15 protein-coding genes are annotated in these 16,840 nt (G+C 69.2%); 5 read left to right on the forward strand and 10 right to left on the reverse strand.

What is annotated here, in order from left to right; all coding sequences use genetic code 11:
• Positions 1-119: 119 nt before the first annotated feature.
• Positions 120-575 (forward strand): Lrp/AsnC family transcriptional regulator, encoded by a 456-nt coding sequence (locus ACWFRU_RS15340; RefSeq protein ID WP_453687598.1) that lies wholly within the window; start codon positions 120-122, stop codon positions 573-575.
• Here ACWFRU_RS15340 and ACWFRU_RS15345 read toward each other — a convergent pair.
• The 4 genes from ACWFRU_RS15345 to ACWFRU_RS15360 all read right to left on the reverse strand — a co-directional run bounded on the left by ACWFRU_RS15345 (position 503) and on the right by ACWFRU_RS15360 (position 5,712).
• Positions 503-751, reverse strand: a complete 249-nt coding sequence (locus tag ACWFRU_RS15345; RefSeq protein WP_453687093.1) for a hypothetical protein — start codon at positions 749-751, stop codon at positions 503-505. The two genes, ACWFRU_RS15340 and ACWFRU_RS15345, sit on opposite strands and share 73 nt — an antisense overlap.
• 58 nt (positions 752-809) lie before the next feature.
• On the reverse strand, positions 810-1,280 hold the full coding sequence (locus ACWFRU_RS15350) for a VOC family protein (RefSeq protein WP_453687095.1): 471 nt from the start codon (positions 1,278-1,280) through the stop codon (positions 810-812).
• A 125-nt stretch (positions 1,281-1,405) separates the two neighbouring features.
• Positions 1,406-1,900 carry a hypothetical protein gene (locus ACWFRU_RS15355; RefSeq protein WP_453687097.1) on the reverse strand — a complete coding sequence of 165 codons (495 nt, stop codon included), beginning with the start codon at positions 1,898-1,900 and terminating at the stop codon, positions 1,406-1,408.
• Positions 1,901-1,905: 5 nt separating this feature from the next.
• Positions 1,906-5,712, reverse strand: a complete 3,807-nt coding sequence (locus tag ACWFRU_RS15360; protein WP_453687099.1) for an RHS repeat-associated core domain-containing protein — start codon at positions 5,710-5,712, stop codon at positions 1,906-1,908.
• Positions 5,713-5,960: 248 nt separating this feature from the next.
• Here ACWFRU_RS15360 and ACWFRU_RS15365 point away from each other — a divergent pair, with 248 nt between their 5' ends.
• Positions 5,961-6,254 carry a hypothetical protein gene (locus tag ACWFRU_RS15365; RefSeq protein ID WP_453687101.1) on the forward strand — a complete coding sequence of 98 codons (294 nt, stop codon included), beginning with the start codon at positions 5,961-5,963 and terminating at the stop codon, positions 6,252-6,254.
• 63 nt (positions 6,255-6,317) lie between these two features.
• Here ACWFRU_RS15365 and ACWFRU_RS15370 read toward each other — a convergent pair whose 3' ends face one another.
• The 5 genes from ACWFRU_RS15370 to ACWFRU_RS15390 all read right to left on the reverse strand — a co-directional run bounded on the left by ACWFRU_RS15370 (position 6,318) and on the right by ACWFRU_RS15390 (position 10,413).
• Positions 6,318-7,088 (reverse strand): succinate dehydrogenase iron-sulfur subunit, encoded by a 771-nt coding sequence (locus ACWFRU_RS15370; protein WP_365823312.1) that lies wholly within the window; start codon positions 7,086-7,088, stop codon positions 6,318-6,320.
• The gene (gene sdhA, locus ACWFRU_RS15375; RefSeq protein ID WP_453687103.1) at positions 7,088-8,842 is read right to left on the reverse strand and encodes a succinate dehydrogenase flavoprotein subunit; all 1,755 of its coding nucleotides are present in this window, start codon (positions 8,840-8,842) and stop codon (positions 7,088-7,090) included. The genes ACWFRU_RS15370 and sdhA overlap by 1 nt, the downstream gene beginning before the upstream one ends.
• Positions 8,843-8,858: 16 nt before the next feature.
• A complete protein-coding gene (locus ACWFRU_RS15380; RefSeq protein WP_351172835.1) occupies positions 8,859-9,341 on the reverse strand; it encodes a succinate dehydrogenase hydrophobic membrane anchor subunit in 483 nt (160 codons plus the stop codon).
• Between the two features lie 8 nt (positions 9,342-9,349).
• On the reverse strand, positions 9,350-9,730 hold the full coding sequence (sdhC, locus tag ACWFRU_RS15385) for a succinate dehydrogenase, cytochrome b556 subunit (protein ID WP_076684883.1): 381 nt from the start codon (positions 9,728-9,730) through the stop codon (positions 9,350-9,352).
• 149 nt (positions 9,731-9,879) lie between these two features.
• The gene (locus ACWFRU_RS15390; protein WP_453687106.1) at positions 9,880-10,413 is read right to left on the reverse strand and encodes a 2-oxo-4-hydroxy-4-carboxy-5-ureidoimidazoline decarboxylase; all 534 of its coding nucleotides are present in this window, start codon (positions 10,411-10,413) and stop codon (positions 9,880-9,882) included.
• A gap of 400 nt (positions 10,414-10,813) precedes the next feature.
• Between ACWFRU_RS15390 and ACWFRU_RS15395 the strand changes: the two genes are divergently transcribed.
• The 3 genes from ACWFRU_RS15395 to ACWFRU_RS15405 all read left to right on the forward strand — a co-directional run bounded on the left by ACWFRU_RS15395 (position 10,814) and on the right by ACWFRU_RS15405 (position 13,762).
• A complete protein-coding gene (locus tag ACWFRU_RS15395; protein ID WP_453687108.1) occupies positions 10,814-12,415 on the forward strand; it encodes a beta-N-acetylhexosaminidase in 1,602 nt (533 codons plus the stop codon).
• A 173-nt stretch (positions 12,416-12,588) separates the two neighbouring features.
• Positions 12,589-13,095, forward strand: coding sequence for a hypothetical protein (locus ACWFRU_RS15400; protein WP_363208842.1), 507 nt, complete (start codon positions 12,589-12,591; stop codon positions 13,093-13,095).
• 31 nt (positions 13,096-13,126) lie between these two features.
• Positions 13,127-13,762, forward strand: coding sequence for a hypothetical protein (locus tag ACWFRU_RS15405; RefSeq protein ID WP_453687111.1), 636 nt, complete (start codon positions 13,127-13,129; stop codon positions 13,760-13,762).
• Between the two features lie 114 nt (positions 13,763-13,876).
• On the opposite strand, the gene ACWFRU_RS15410 is transcribed toward ACWFRU_RS15405, so the two are convergent.
• Complete coding sequence (locus ACWFRU_RS15410; protein ID WP_453687600.1) at positions 13,877-16,528, reverse strand: FG-GAP-like repeat-containing protein; 2,652 nt, start codon at positions 16,526-16,528, stop codon at positions 13,877-13,879.
• Positions 16,529-16,840: the final 312 nt, after the last annotated feature.

Below are 16,840 nucleotides of genomic sequence, written 5' to 3' on the forward strand. Positions count from 1 at the left end.
TCATTCGGTAGCGAGATGATATTGCAGTACGAGGTATGGTGTGCGTCAAGAGCTGATGAACGGACGGCGGGACCACGAACGGATGGCAGGACCATGAACGGATGGCGGGTTCGCAACTGATGGACGACACCGACCGCGCGCTGCTCGCACTGCTGCAGGAGGACGCCGCCCAGCCCTACGCGACCCTGGGCAAGGCGGTGGGGCTCTCGGCGGGCGCGACCCACGAGCGCGTACGCAAGCTGCGTGAGCGCGGGGTGATCCGCCGTACGACGATCGACGTCGACCCGGCGGCCGTGGGCCAGGGCGTGCTCGCCTTCGTCATGGTCGACTCGACGGCGTGGATGGGGGACCGCGCGGCGGACTTCGCCGCGATCCCCGAGATCCAGGAAGCGCACGTCATCGCGGGCGCGGCCAGCGTCCTGGTGAAGGTCCGCACGGGGACGACGGAGCAACTCCAGGACGTGCTGCGGCGGCTGTACGCGATCGACGGGGTGAGCGGGACTCAGGCGACGGTGTCGCTGGAGACGTTCTTCGAGCGGCCGGTGTCGCCGGGGGTGTCGCCGGGAGCGGCCTGAGGGGTGGTGGCGGCGGTGGTGGTGTGCGCCTCGAAGCGGCGCACACCCGGTACGGCCGCCGTCCCCGCGCACGCGAGCCCCACCACGGCCGCCGCGATCCGCAGAGGGGCCGCCGTGCCCCATGCGTCCGCCGCGAGCGGGAGCGGGCGCTTCTCGGGGATGCTGCGCCGAATCATGATGGGAGCGGCGGAGGCGGACGGCGGGGCGCGCTAAGGCTGACGCGCGCCCCCTGGCTCAACTCCGCGCCAGCTCGGGCCGCTTGCGGTAGTCGGTGAACCCGATGACGTTCCCCCAGGGGTCGGCGACCTCGACGGTCCACCCGGTGGCCACGGAGGCGGGCGGCGCGAGCGCCTTGATCCCGGCGGCCTCCAGTGCCCGCCCGGCGGCCCGGGCGTCCCCCACCTCAAGCCACACCCGCGGCATGGCCCACGCGGTGGGCCGATGCTCGACCCCCTCCTCCACCCGCAACAGAATCCCGGGCGTCTCCTTGCCCACCTTCAGGATCGCGAGCCCGATCTCGTCGATCCGGTGCGTCACGGGAAACCCGGCACGCTCGTAGAAGGCGACGGCCTCACCGAGGTCGCCGACGGGAAACAGGACGTTGTCGAAGCCGAGCAACTCGATCGACCGGTCTTCGGCCGACTGGTCAACGGATTGACGAACGGGCTGCTCAACGGACAGGCCGACCGAGTGGTTGTCTGACATTCCGCCAGCGTAGATCGTTATGTCCGAATTTAGTCGTACCGTCACAGGTTGTTGGATGCGTGGACCCCGTTCTCACCCGCCCGGACCAGCGGTTGACGGACCCGTCGCCGGAGCACTCGCTTCACTCAATCCCAGGGCTCGCGCACCGGCTTGCGTTTCCACCATTCCCCGAGTTCGGCCTCGGGCTTCTCCTTCGTGGGACGCACCCAGGGGCGCAAGGAGAGTTCCGGGTCCGGGACGGTCTCGGCACGGAAACGCGAGTCCAGCCGCGCTAGGAGCCGACCCAACGCGCCCTCGCGCGCCTCGGCCGGCAAGGAATTCCTCATCACATCCTCAAGGGAGTCACGTGAGTCCAGGTCGTTGCTATAGGCGCTGACGGGATAGAAATCCTCGCTCGACCAACCCGGTTCCAGACGGCGCACCAGACGTTCCCAGGAGGCGAACAGATGGGCCACCGAGTAGACAGGCTCGGTCATGGATTCCCGTGCCTTCGGCGCGAGTCCTGACCGTTCCGCCTCCAGCCGCTCCACGTCATAACGTGCGATGGCATTCAGCACCGGGCCTGACAGGCCGACCCACGCAGACCTGCTTTCGGGCGCCGCCCAGAACACGCTCTCCAACCCACTCACTCCTTTAGTTGCTTCAGGAAATACTCGTAACCGCCGCTGGGCTGCATGAACGTTCCATTGTCCCCCTCGCGGATCAGCATCGTCCCGCTCGCATCGTCCCACCAGGCGAAACGGGGATTCCCCGATGTGGTGCTGCGCATGCGGATACCAGGAGCGCCGGTCATCATGTTCTCCAAATGCTCCGCTACATCCCGATCGTCGACTCCTGGAATTCCTCGCTTGTTGATGTCTCCGTGTGCGGCGATCTTGTCGGCGAGAACTGGCAGGTTGCCCTGTTGGCTCGCGGGGTCCGGTTTGCCCATCTCGTAGAGACCGAGCGGGTCGCAACGGAGCAGAGGATCGACGACGTAACGGAAGGGGTTGGGGGCGGGCCCCAGGCCCAGAGGGTCGGGGGTGGCGTAGCGACCCGTCTCCGGGTCGTAATAACGGTGGACGTTGTAGTGCAGACCCGTCTCGGGGTCGAAGTACTGTCCGGGGAAGCGCAGCGGTGTGTAAGCGCTGTTTCCGTCCCGCCAGGCGGTGATACCCCACAGGGTGCACCGGCCGTGCCAGGCGATATGGCCGTCCTCGTCGATAAGTTCGGTGGGAGCGCCCGCGAGATCGGTGGCGATGGCGAAAAACCGTGCGTCGATTTCCTCGCTGGTGGCAGTGAGGATTCGTTCGGTCTGTGCGATGGGGCGCAGACCGTCGTGCTCCCAGGTCAGTGCTACGGCGTGCAGGCGCGAGTGATCGGTGGTGAGTTGCTCGCAGAGGGTCGTGCCGTCCCAGGTGAAGTCGGTCTGTTCCACAACGGTCGTGCCGTCCGCGCCGAGTCGCTGCTTGGAGATCCGGCGCCCCATCGGGTCGTAGCGGTACCTCCACAGCGTGCCGTCCGGGGTGCGGACCGAGGTGAGCCGGTCCTCCGCGTCCCAGGTGTACGTCCAGGTCTCCGGCTTGCGGGAGAGGCGGCGTCGGTGGCGGCGCACCACTCGTCCCTGGTCGTCGTAGCCGTATCGGGTGCCGCCGGCCCGGAGCAACCGGGTGCCCTCGGAGACGCGTCGCCCCGCTGCTGTCTGTCCGGGGTGCCTGCTCGGCCAGTCGGCGGTCGCTTGCGTGCCGTCGTCGTCGTAGGCGTACGACTCGCTCCAGCCTTCTGCTCGGACGGCGGTGACGCGGCCGGCCGCGTCACGCTCGTACGTTCGGCTCAGACCGTCCTTGCCGTCGATACCGGTGAGGTGTCCGTCGGCGCGGTAGCGGTAGGAGCGGTCACGAATGGTGTGCCCGCCGCCGGTGGTGATCGACTGGGCAGTGATCCTGCCGGGACCGTCGTAGGCCTGGGTCAGTGACAGGGTGTCGTCGACGTCGAGCGCGAGTAGTCGCCCCGCGGCGTCGTAGCCGAAATCCAGGGTCCGGCCCGCGGTGCTCACTCGCGTGCGGTCACCCCGCCCGTCGTAGCTCCAGGTGCTGGTCGCGCCGGTTGGGGTGGTGCGGTTCAGGGTCCGGCCCGCGGCGTCGTGGGCGAAGGTGAGCGTTCGCCCGTTGACGGTCTCGGAGACGAGGCGGCCCTGCGCGTCCCGGTGCAGCGTCACGCTCGCGTCGGGGCCCTCGGCTGCGCAGAGCCGGTCGGACAGGTCGTAGGTGTACGTACTGACGGCGCCGTCCGCGTCCTTGGTGACCATGCGCCCGAACACATCACGGGTCATGCCGACGGTCTGCCCGACGGCATTGGTCCGCAGGATGACCTGGCCCTTGGCGTCGTGGCCGTACGTCTGTGTGCGACCGTCGAAGTCCGTCTCGGAGAGGAGCCGGCCCGCGATGTCGTACGCGTAACTCCAGCGTCGCCCGTCCGGTCGGTTGACACCGAGAAGGCGCAGCGAGGGGTCGTACTCAAAGGTGTGACGGACACGGTCGGGTCCGGTGCGCGCCGCGAGCAGGTTGAAGTGGGTGTACTCGAACCGTGTCACCGCGCCCATGGCATCGGTGTGGCTCGACCGGTTGCCCTCGGGGTCGTACGTCCAGACCTCCGCCTGCCCGTCTGCCCCGACCCGGCGCAGGAGTTCGCCGTCTGTGCCCCATTCCATGCGGGTCGTGTTGCCGAGGGGGTCGGTGACGGTCGCCACTCGGCCGAAGGCGTCATGGGCGTATCGCGTGACACCGCCCAGAGGATCGGTGACGTGCTCGGCCAGACCGGCCGCGTCGCACCGCACGCGGGTGAGGTGGCCCGTCGGGTCGGTGACCGAGGACAGGTGACCGGCGCTGTCGTAGGTGTAACGGATCGTGGCGCCGCCGGGCTTGACGATGGTGAGGCAATTGCCGCGGGCGTCGTACTCCCGGCGTGTGACTTGCCCGTCCGGGCCGGTGATGGCGATCGGGCTGCCCTGGACGTCGTATGCGAGATGTACCGTCGCACCGTCCGGGCGAGTGACCTCCAGGAGCCTGCCGAGGCTGTCGTACGCCTTGCTCGTGGTGTGACCGAGCTGATCCGTCCAAGACCTCAGGTGGTGGTGCTCGTCCCAGGTGGTGCGGGTCGTACCACCGAGAGGGTCGATCTCGGCGACGACCTGGCAGTTGTCGTTGACCACGAACTTCGTGACGGCGCCCTCGGCGGTGGTGAGGGAGGTGACCCGGGCGCGGGGCCAGGCCGGATCCGTGCCTTCGTAGTCCAAGGTGAGGGCGCTATGCCCGGCCTCACCGCCCTCCGCGACGCAGCGGTCCTCGGAGTCGTACGTGTAGCTGTAGCTGCGGCCGTTGCGATCGGTCCAGGAGGTGACGCGGTACCGGTCGTCGTAAGTGAACCTCGCAGTATGGCCGTTGGCGTTGACGACCCCGGTGAGGCAGTTGTCGGAGTATTCGTACCTCCGCAGCGCGACGTCCGATCCGTCTTCGCCCCCACCTGCCAGGTGCAGAGCGGTGACGCGCCCATCGGTGACCGTCAGCTTGAGGTGGTAGCCGCCGCTGTGCCGGATCGCGAGAGGAGTGCCGTCCAGAGCGTAGTCAAAGTCGACGGTGTTGCCGTTACGGTCAGATATTCGCTCCAGCAGGGCGATGCCGTCGACAGGTACACCGAAGCGGCGGCTATGCCCGGTGAGCGGGTCGTCAACGCGGTAGCCGCCGTCGTCGAGACGGGTCAGGGGACGACGGGGACCGGCCTCGGGAAGGGCCGGCTCCAGTGCGCTCTCGGGGTGGGGGTAGCCCAGGAGTAGCCCGTCCTCGGTGACATACACCACCCCGTTGGTGTGGGTCTCAAGGCGCTGATCGATGGTCGAGGCCCAGGTGGGGCCGAACCACCAGCCGGTGCGGTAGCCGGAGGAGACTCGGCGGGTGAAGGCCAGCGGCAGTGAGCCGGGCAGGGCGACATCGGTCTCCGGCAGGAACATGAAGCCGGTCGCCATGTCAATCGGGTCGGACCCCTTGCTGTTCACCGCGTCCGCGGCTCGATTGTCAGCGCCCTTGGCGCCGTCGGCGAGAGCATCCGGCGCGTTCTTGCCGAGCCCCTTGAGTCCGGCCTTCAGTCCCTTCAGTCCGCTCTTGAGGCCCTTCATTCCCTTGGCGAGGCCTCGGAGGGAGGTCAGGCCCTTCATGCCGGGGATGCAGTCCAGGGCGGCGAAGGCGACGTCGAGTAGACCTGCTTCCCCGTTGGCGTATTTATGGAGGGTGTCGGCCAGGACGACAAGCGCCGCGATGAGGACGATGGCGCCGAGGATGGGTCCGCCGATGATCATCGCGATGACGCCGAGGACGGCGACCGCAAGCGAACCAAACGCTATCTCTGGGGCTCGCGAGGAGACCAGGCGGGTTTGCGTCGACGGGAAGTCAACGGGCATGCGGATTGCAGCGATTCAGGCTCAATTCCCTGCGAAATCCCCGTACCGGGTGTGATCGGGGATGACCGGTTCTGTGACGCCGAGTGGCCGGCGTAGCGGCGTCGTTTGCCGTCGCAGGCTTCGCTGAGGTCTCGGGCCTCAGGCCTGAGACGCGTGTGTCTTCACCTAGTGGCCCGCACCGTACTCGAACGAGTGAGGCTTCGGGATTCCCGCTCGGCACTCTGAGGCGCAAGGCGAGACTCCGTCGCATGGGAGCAATCACGAGCGCCGCATCCGGGAACGGGCGCGAGGACCAGTCGCCGTACCGCTGGCCGGGCGTACTTGCGGGGCTCGAGGCTCGAGCAGGCGTCCCGCATTTCTGGCGTGTCGAGCAGGACGAGGAGAAGGGGTTGCCGGTCGTCTACGTCTTTGAATTCGACCCGGCCACGCGGTCCTGCGGGCTGATCGGCATCTTCCACGACCGGCTCAAGCTTTCCTCGCCCTTCGACGTCGAGATCGACCTGGCCGCCGTGAACCGCCGCCCCGGACTGCCGCTCCCGTAAAGGCGAAGGCCCCGCCCCCGGTGCGAAACCGGGAACGGGGCCCACGTACAGCCAGAGGCGTACTCAGAAGCGGCGCGTGATCAGTGCGCGCTTGACCTCCTGGATCGCCTTCGTGACCTCGATGCCTCGCGGGCACGCGTCCGTGCAGTTGAACGTCGTGCGGCAGCGCCACACGCCGTCCTTGTCGTTGAGGATTTCGAGGCGCTGCTCGCCCGCTTCGTCACGGCTGTCGAAGATGAAGCGGTGCGCGTTGACGATCGCCGCCGGGCCGAAGTACTGGCCGTCGTTCCAGAAGACCGGGCAGGACGACGTGCACGCGGCGCACAGGATGCACTTCGTGGTGTCGTCGAAGCGCTCGCGGTCCTCGGGCGACTGCAGGCGCTCGCGCGTCGGCTCGTTGCCCGTCGTGACCAGGAACGGCATGACGTCGCGGTACGCCTGGAAGAACGGGTCCATGTCGACGACCAGGTCCTTCAGGACCGTCAGACCCTTGATCGCCTCGACCGTGATCGGCTTGGACGGGTTGATGTCCTTGATCAGGGTCTTGCAGGCCAGGCGGTTGCGGCCGTTGATGCGCATGGCGTCGGAGCCGCAGATGCCGTGGGCGCAGGAGCGACGGAAGGTCAGCGACCCGTCCAGGTCCCACTTGATCTTGTGAAGGGCGTCGAGGACACGCTCCTTCGGGTCGATCTCGATCTCGAAGTCTTCCCAGGTCGCGTCCGCCGAGATCTCCGGGTTGAAGCGGCGGATGCGGAAGGTGACCGTGATGTACGGGGAGTCGGCGAAGCCGGCCTCGGGCTTGGCGTCTTCCTTGTCGAGGGTCGGGGTTGCCATCAGTACTTACGCTCCATCGGCTGGTAGCGGGTCTGGACGACAGGCTTGTAGTCGAGGCGGATCGACTCGGCGCCGTCGTCGCCGACCTCGCGGTACGCCATGGTGTGGCGCATGAAGTTGACGTCGTCGCGGTTCGGGAAGTCCTCGCGGTAGTGACCGCCGCGCGACTCCTTGCGGGCCAGGGCCGACTGCGCCATGACCTCGGCCAGGTCGAGCAGGTTGCCCAGCTCGATGGCCTCCAGGAGGTCGGTGTTGAAACGCTTGCCCTTGTCCTGGATCGAGACGTTGAGGTAGCGCTCGCGGAGCTCCGCGATCTTCTCCACCGCCGTCTTGATCGTCTGCTCCGTGCGGAACACCATGACGTTGGCGTCCATGGTCTCCTGCAGCTCCTTGCGGAGGTCGGCGACCCGCTCGTTGCCCGTGGCGTCGCGCAGGCGCTCGACCTGGGAGACGACGAGCTCCTCGGCGTTCTCGGGGAGTTCGACGAAGTCGTTCTTCGCCGAGTACTCCGCGGCGGCGACGCCCGCGCGCTTGCCGAAGACGTTGATGTCCAGGAGCGAGTTGGTGCCCAGGCGGTTGGCGCCGTGGACGGAGACGCAGGCGACCTCGCCCGCCGCGTACAGGCCGGGAACCACCGTGGTGTTGTCCGCCAGGACCTCACCCTCGACGTTCGTCGGGATGCCGCCCATGGCGTAGTGCGCGGTCGGCTGGATCGGGATCGGGTCCGTGTAGGGCTCGATGCCGAGGTAGGTGCGAGCGAACTCCGTGATGTCCGGGAGCTTGGCGTCCAGCTGCTCCGGCGGGAGGTGCGTCAGGTCCAGGTACACGTGGTCGCCCTCGGGGCCGCAGCCGCGGCCCTCTCGGATCTCCGTGTAGATGGAGCGGGACACCACGTCGCGGGACGCGAGGTCCTTCATGACCGGCGCGTACTTCTCCATGAAGCGCTCGCCGTCCTTGTTGCGGAGGATGCCGCCCTCACCACGGGCGCCCTCCGTGAGAAGGATGCCCATGCGCCAGATGCCGGTCGGGTGGAACTGGAAGAACTCCATGTCCTCCAGCGGCAGACCGCGGCGGTAGCAGGCCGCCTGGCCGTCGCCCGTCAGCGTGTGCGCGTTCGACGTCACCTTGAAGAACTTGCCGGTGCCGCCCGACGCGTAGACCACGGCCTTCGCCTGGAAGATGTGGATCTCGCCGGTCGCCAGTTCGTAGGCGACGACGCCCGCGCTCTTCTTGACGCCGTCGACCTCCACCAGGATCTGGTCGAGGACGTAGAACTCGTTGAAGAACTCCACGCCCTCCTTGATGCAGTTCTGGTAGAGCGTCTGGAGGATCATGTGGCCGGTGCGGTCGCCCGAGTAGCAGGCACGGCGGACCGGGGCCTCGCCGTGGTTGCGGGAGTGACCGCCGAAACGGCGCTGGTCGATCTCACCCTTGGGCGTACGGCCGAACGGCAGGCCCATCTTCTCCAGGTCGAGGACCGCGTCGATGGCCTCCTTCGCCAGGATCTCGGCGGCGTCCTGGTCGACCAGGTAGTCGCCGCCCTTGATCGTGTCGAAGGTGTGCCACTCCCAGTTGTCCTCCTCCACGTTGGCGAGCGCGGCGGCCATGCCGCCCTGCGCCGCGCCCGTGTGGGAGCGGGTGGGGTAGAGCTTCGTCAGGACCGCGGTGCGGCTGCGCTTCGTCGACTCGATGGCCGCGCGCATGCCCGCGCCGCCGGCGCCGACGATGACAGTGTCGTACTTGTGAATCTTCACTGGGTTCGCCTCGGCTTTAGCGGATGTTCGGGTCGAAGGTGAAGATCACCAGCGTGCCCAGAAGGATGGTGAACACCGTGGCGGTGTACAGCAGGCCCTTGAGCCACAGGCGCGTGTTGGCGCGCTCCGCGTAGTCGTTGATGACCGTGCGCAGGCCGTTGGCCCCGTGCAGCATCGCGAGCCACAGCATCAGCAGGTCCCAGACCTGCCAGAACGGCGAGGCCCAGCGACCGGCGACGAACGCGAAGCCGATCTTGCTCACTCCGCCGTCGAGCACCAGCTGGATCAGCAGGTGGCCGAGGACCAGGACGACGAGGACGACGCCGGACAGGCGCATGAAGAGCCATGCGGCCATCTCGAAGTTGCCGCGGGTCGAGCGCGGGGTCTTGGAGGTGCGCTTGCGCGGCGCCTCGATGAGGGGGGCCGGGTTGTCGACGTCATAGAGCGAGGCGCCTTCGACGGGGCCCACTCCGGCTTTGTCGAGCGTGGTGTCGGACATGTCTGGCGTCAGCTCCCGAAGACTTCGCGGACGGCGTGGCCGAGGACCGGGTAGAGCGCCCCCACCATCAGGACGACCCAGATGCCCACGACGGTCCAGAGCATCTGCTTCTGGTAGCGCGGGCCCTTCGACCAGAAGTCGACGGCGATGACACGCAGGCCGTTCAGCGCGTGGAAGAGGATGGCGGCGACCAGGCCGTACTCAAGGAGTGCGACGAGGGGGGTCTTGTAGGTGCTGACGACATCGTCGTACGCCTCCGGGGAGACGCGGACGAGAGCGGTGTCCAGCACATGCACGAACAGGAAGAAGAAGATGAGGACGCCGGTGACTCGGTGAGCCACCCAGGACCACATTCCTTCCCGGCCGCGGTACAGCGTTCCAGCCGGCACGGCAGAACCCTCCGGGAGCGGGGATTGGGGCCAGCCGGCTTGGGTGGTCGGACGGGCCCGGCCGGGTACGGTCCACCGGCCGCTCGTCATCGTATCGACGAGTTGTCGGTTCGCTCGCGCGGGGTAGCCAGGTGTGATCAAACAGGCAATCAAACAGGCACGTACGGGCTATTCAGGTCGTGTGCGAGCCGGGCGAGCCGTCCGCGGGCCAGCTTCCGCATTTCCTCGGCCGCGATGACCCGCTCCTCCTCCGGGTCGTTGGTGAGGCGGGTGCGGATTCCGGCGAGCAGATGGTCGAGGGCCTGGGTCGGCGGGACGTCGTCCAGGCAGATGACGAACACGTGCCCGAACCGGCTTTCGTACGCGGCGTGCGCGGCCCGCAGGGCGGTGTGGGCCGCGGTGTACGTCCCCTGCCGGGGGAGCACCGGACGCAGAGGTTCGCAGGCCAGGGCCTCGGCGAGGTCGGCGGGCGGCAGGTCGTACGCCGCTTCGTCGGACGCGGCGAGCAGCGCTTCCAGGTCGGGGTAGGGCCGGTGGTCGACCAGTCGACGGGCCCAGAGGTGGCTGCCGCAGCAGGTGAGCAGCGCCGTTTCGGCGGCGCCGGGCTCGGCTGTGTTCAGTTGCTCCGGGACGGGGCTCGGTGAACGGTGCGGGGACAGCGGGGGCTCCTGGGCAGGGGGCATCGACGAGGGAGGCGTGGGGGATTTGTCGTAACGCTAGCGAGGCTTGGTGGGGGCTGTCTGACGGATGCGTGAATTTCACCCGGATGGGAGAGTTTCGCTTCGCGTGGTGGACGGTACCGGTGCGGGGGGCGTTTTACCGTGGCCGGATGACTGCCGCCTGCGCTGCTGCTCGTCTTGTCCCCGCCGGCCCGGGGAGGGTTTCGTACGCCGCCGCTGCGCGGCGGATGCTTCCCGCCCACCCACCCGTTCGCCCGGCGGCTGGTCCCCGTGCCGCCGCTGCGCGGGCGTCTGCGCCTGCCCGATCGGTCGTTCACCTGGCGGCCGGTTCCTGTGCCGCCGCTGCGCGGCGGATGTCTCCCGCCCACCCGCCCGTTCGCCCCGCAGCCGAAGGCGGTCAGCGATGAAGCAGCAGCGGCGTTTCGCCTTCGCCTCCGCGGGGCTCGTCGCCGGGGCCGTCGTGCTTGCCGTGGCCGTCTGGCCCGGTGGTGGGGGCAGGGGCGCGCCCGCGGCTTCGCCGTCCGACAGCAAGGCCGCCGTCGCCCCGACCCCCTCGCCCACGAAGTCGTACCCCCTCTCCAAGGCCCCCGCCACCATCCCCGCCGTACGCGAGCACAGCGCGGCGCGCGGGCCGGGATGGAAACCGGAGAGCGGCGGGCGCGTCGTCATCGGTGACGAAGATCTCGCCGACGAGGGCAAACTGCTCGCCGGTGAGCTGAAGCTCTCGTACGCGGGTGACGCCAAGCCCCGCAAGGGAGACGTGGAGCTCGCGCTCACCCCGGACGACGCCGACGCCTCCGACGGCAGGGACGAGTCGTACACCCTCTCCGTGAAGGGGCAGCGGGTGAAGATCTCCGCGCCCGAGGAAGCGGGCGTCTTCTACGGGACCCGCACCCTGAAGCAGGAGGTCCGCGGCGGCGGGACCGCGCCCGAGGGCGTCGTACGCGACGAGCCCGCCAAGCCGCAGCGGGGCTTCATGCTCGACATCGCGCGCAAGCACTTCGACGCGCAGTGGATCGAGGACCGCATCCGTGAGCTCGGCGACCTCAAGTACAACCAGCTCGGCCTGCACTTCTCCGACGACCAGGCCTTCCGCATCGAGTCCGAGTCGCACCCCGAGATCGTCTCGGGCGACCACCTCAGCAAGGCGCAGGTCCGCCGCATCCTCAAGCTGGCGGCGAGCCGGCACATCACGGTCGTGCCCGAGATCGACTCACCGGGCCACCTCGGCACGGTCATCAAGGCGCACCCCTCTCTCCAGCTCCGCGACACCCGCGGCGTCCCCGCGCGCGGCGCGATCGACATCTCCAAGCCGCTGGCCGCGGAGATCGTCGACGATCTGCTCGAGGAGTACGCGGACCTCTTCCCGGGGCGCTACTGGCATCTCGGCGCCGACGAGTACCAGGCCCTGACGGTCAGCAACCCGGAGGCCAGCTACCCGCAGCTCGCCGCCGCGGCCCGCGACAAGTACGGCCCCGACGCCCGCGTCCAGGATCTCGCGACCGGCTGGCTCAACGACCGGGCCGAGACGATGCGCCCCTACGAGCGCGGGCTCCGGGCGTGGAACGACGGGTTCTTCCGCGGCGGGGTCGAGCAGGCCGACGACGACATCGACGTCGCGTACTGGACGGGCAAGGAGATCGGGTCGAGGGAGCCGGCCGAGTACCTGAAGGAGGGCCGGAAGGTGATCAACTACAACGACGAGTACCTCTACTACGTACTCGGCCAGCCCAACACCTTCCGCTATCCCACCGGCCAGCGGATCTACGAGCAGTGGACCCCGCTGGTGATCCGCGGCACGAAGCCGGTGGACGCGAAGTACGACGACCAGATCCTCGGCGGCTCCCTCGCCGTCTGGTGTGACCTGGCCGGCTCGCAGACGCAGGAGCAGGTGGCGCAGGGCATCCGGATGCCGCTGAAGGCGACGGTCCAGAAACTGTGGGACGCACGCGAACCGAAGCTCTCCTGGGCGGAATTCGTGAAATTGGCAGACAGGGTGGGCTAGTCCCTGGCCATCGGCCCACGAGATCCGTTCTGTCCGCCCAAGAGATCCGTTTCGGCCTTCTGGTGGCGAACTTGCCTACGTCTGTGGTGTATTCGGCCCAAAGAAGAGCGCGGTCGGCGAGCGCAATCGCCGGGCGCGATCGAGCAGGGTCGAGTACACGGGGAGACGCGGGCATGGGCTACTGGGGTTATTACGTCGTGGGCAGAAGCGAGCGGCCGCTCGTGGAGCTCTCGGCGGTGGCCGGGGTGCGGGACGAGCTCAGCCTCCTCGTCCAGCGGGACGACGGCTGGCAGGTGTGGGAAGTGCCCGGCGGCGACGGCACGCGCGACGTCGGCAACATGAACACCCTGGCCCTGGAGACGGGTTCGCCCGCCCTCTTCGGATACGTCATGGACAGCGACTGCGTGGTCGTCGAGGCGGCGGCCCCGGAGAGCGGGGTATGGACGACGTGCCTGGCCCGCGAGGCGATGGCCGGGTACCTCGGCGACGACGGCCTGAGCCTCGACGACTACTTCCTGGAGCCGCGCGACGCCGCGGACCGTGCGGTGACCTGGGCGGCGGAGTCGGGCCGGACCGTGGCCCCCGGCACGCTGCTCGACGTGCTCAACGCCGCCGCCGAACCGTCGGCCGAGGAGCTCTTCTTCCGCTTCCTGGACCGGCTCGGCGTGGTGCCCCAGTGACGTTACCGGGGGCGCGCACGCAGTAGGGGACATGCATTGTCCCCGACGGGAGGCGTACGACATGGGCGGCGCGAGTCTGGTCGAGCTGATTGCCGAGGCCGACGAGAGAGGTCTGGCGGCGAGCGGGCTCGCCTGCCTCGACCGGTGTGTGCCGCTGCTCGGCGGTGATGACGAGGTGCTGCGCCCGCTGTGGGGGAGCCTCGCGGAAGGCGGCGCCTGGGACGTGGCGCTCGCGGACGCGCGGGTGAGGCTTGGCGGCTCGGACGTCCTCGAGGACCCTTCCGCCGACGAGGCGAGCACTCTCGCCTACCGCATGCTCGGCGCGGTGCCCTCCCGGCGTTCCGCCGCCGCGCTCCGGGAGTGGGCCGACGCCTGCTCCGTGGCCGCGCTGCAGATCCACCGGCTGCTCGACACCGGGCCGGACGGAGGCGCTCGGGCCTCGGCCCTGAATGCGCGGCGCGCGGAACGCACGGAGGGAATGTCCCCCCTCGTCGCCGCCGAACTGCGACGCCAGGTACGAATCTTGGAGCTTCTCGCCAACCGGGGCGCGGACGGCGGAGTGGGCGCGGGCGCGGGTGGTCTCCGGCAGGCGCTGGACATCTCGACGGAGGGACGCCGGGTCCTGCGGGCCGTGGTGTCACGGCGGGAGCGGGGGAGCAGGGTCTGACCGGGGTTCGGCTGGGGTCCGGCTGGGGTCTGACTGTGCAGAAAAATCCCGCGGAGGCCGGTGTGACCGGCGCGGCCGCGGGATTTTTCTGCAACTCCCCCCCCGTAACCCCCCTTACGGCGTCAACGTCTGGCCCAGGTGGGCCGCTGCTGGCGTGCCGAGCTGCGTGCGTCCGTAATAGACGCCGCTCGACGTCGAGACGCCGGAAGCGCCCGTGTCGAGTTGGAGGAGCGTGCCGTTGCCCTCGTCCTCGCCGTCCACGCCGATGGCGAGGTCCGCGCGGCCGTAGCCCGAGAGGTCGGTCAGGACCACCGAGGAGCCCAGGCGGTCCGCCGACTCCGTGGAGCCCGTGATGCCCTCCGTGTCCTGGCTGAACGCCTGCGCGCCCGTGCCCGTCAGGCCCGATGACGTGCCCTTCAGGAGGAGGCTCGTGCCCGCGTCCTTCTTCGCCGAACCGGAACGCGTGATGTCCTCGTTCGGGGCGCCCGTCAGGACGTCCGCGTAACCGTCCAGGTTGAAGTCGCCCGCCGAGACCGACCAGCCCATCGCGTCGCCCGACTCGGCGGCGCCCGGGACTCCGGACGTGTCCTGGTGAATGGTCTTGAGGCCTGTGGTCGTGAAGCCCGTCGACGTGCCCGGGACCACCGTCACCTGGCCGCCCGCGTACGCGCCCGACTCCGCCGTGTACGGCTGGCCGATGACCAGGTCGTCGTAGCCGTTGCCGTTCACGTCGCCCACGGCCAGCGAACGGCCGCCCTTGACGGAGAGCGAACCGACCCTGCTCAGGCCCGACTTGGTGCCCTTGAACCACTGGACCTTGCCGATTCCGGCCTGGTCGCGGTAGTTCAGGGCCACGTCCGCGTACCCGTCACGGTTGAAGTCGCCGGAGGCGGCGTCGGCGTACGAGATGGCCGTGTCGCCCGAGGTGAGCGTGCCGCCCACCTCGCTGCCCGCCTTGAAGCGCGCCGCCCACGTGCCGCCCGTGCCGGTGGACGCCGAGAAGACGTCCGCCTTGCCGTCGGCGTTGAAGTCGCCGACCGCCACGGCCGAGCCGAACTTGGCGCCCGGGTAGTGGAAGTCGTCCGCGAGCTGCATGTCCGTGCCGGTGTCGAAGGCGGGGCCGTAGAGGATCGTGACCGCGCCGCGGTCCTTGTTCGTGGTGTCGTCCTCGCCGGGGGCGCCGATCGCCAGGTCCGCGTGGCCGTCGCCGTTGATGTCGCCCCACGCCGTGGCCGCCGCCCAGTTGTCGCCCGCCTCGGAGGCGCCGGGGACGCCGGGGCTGGACTGGGTGAGCGTCTTCTTGGAGCCGGCCACCGGGCCGTCGAGGCCGCCGGGGACGATCGTCAGCGTGCCGACGCCGCCGGACGCCTTGGGCGTGCCCGCCACCAGGTCCGTGATGCCGTCGCGGTCGAAGTCCGCCGTGGGGATCGCGGAGTTGCGGCCCGCGCTCGCCGCGTATCGGCGGATCTCGCCGAGCTTGGAGTACAGGTTCTTGCCGGGGCAGAGGGTCGCGAAGCCGTCCCGGTGGCCCGAGATCGTGTTGAGGGAGGGGGTGTCGCCCTTCTTCCACACGCCCGTGTCGTCGGCCGCCGTCAGCGTGACCTTGGCGGACGGGTCGCCTCCGTACTGGCCGAGCTTCCAGGCCGCGACGCGGGAGACCGACTCAAGGGCGGCGCGGGTCGGCTTGCCCGCCTTCTTGTACGTCTCGCCCGGGGCCGGGTTCTCGTTGCCCTCGAAGTCACCGAGGACCGCGATGCCCGCGGACTCACCGTTGAAGCCGAACGTGTGCGCGCCGCGCACCGGCAGATCGGTGCCGCCGCCGCGGCCCTCGAAGACCTGGCCGCACTTGTCCACGAGGAAGTTGTAGCCGAGGTCGTTCCAGCCCTCGGTCTCCACGTGGTACGCCATGATGCCGCGGACGAGGGACGCCGACTGGGCGCAGCTGTAGTCGTTCGTGCCCACCGTGTGGTGCACGAAGACCGCCTCTACCTTCTCGATGTACTCCGGCGGGTCCTCGACCTGGGACTCGTCCGCGCCCCAGGCCGCCCTGCTGATCATGGGCGGCTTGGTGACCGTGGAGGGGGGAGCGGGCGGAACCGTGGGCTCCGGGTCGGGCGATGGTGAGCCCGAGGGGGTGGGGGACGTGGGCGGCTCGGTGCCGGGGTCCGAAGGGGCCGGCGAGGAGGGCGCTTCCGTGGGCGCCTCGCTCGGGGCGTCCGTGGGGGCGTCCGTCGGGGCGGGCGCGCTCGGCTCCGGCTCGGGCGTCGGCGGCACGGGCGTCTCGTCCTCCGCGAACGCCACCGGCGCCATCGCGGAACCGTCGAGTGCCGGGTTGTTCGCCTCCTTGGACGTCACGCCAGGGTCGACGAGGTTGACCTCAAGTCCCTTGGGCAGCGCGGCACTCGCCGTGCCGTCGGCCGCGACCACGCGGACCTCCACGCCGTCCGACGGGCCGACCCACAGCGGCTCGGACGCGGCACGCATGCCCGCCTCGGCCTTCTCGGGCAGGTGCAGCTCCAGGTCCAGGTGCTGCCAGCCGGTCCACTTGCCGCTCTCGACGGAGCGTGTGCGGACCTGGGCCGTGCCCTCCAGCTCCTTCGTCACGCCGGTCCACGAGACACCGAGCAGCGAGAACTGCTCCGTCGACGTGCGCGGCAGCTCCCTCTCCTTGGCGCCGTCCGCCTTCAGCGCGATGTCGTGCACGCTCACCGGACGCTTGTCGCGCCAGACGCCGCCGGGCCGGCCCTCCTCCGAGGGATCCGCCATCGCGTACGTGACGGCCCCCGCGCCGCCAAGGACGACGGCCCCGATCGTCAGCCACGCCCTGCGCTTGAGACTCAGTGGTCTGTACGCGTGCGTGCTTCGCGCTGCTTCGCGCGGTTTGCGCGGGCTCAAATGCCCCACCCCTCAACGTAATTGCCGGTTGACCCGGTTGACCAAAGCGAGTGCGTACGACTGGCCGGAGGATCAAACGGTTGTACGAGCGCGGGCGAAATGTGACGTGACGTATCCCGCACTCCGGAGGTGTGACAGATCGACGGATCATTGCGCTGAGTCACCTGACAGGTGTGAACGAGG

The sequence above is a fragment of the Streptomyces sp. NPDC055099 genome (assembly GCF_053607685.1).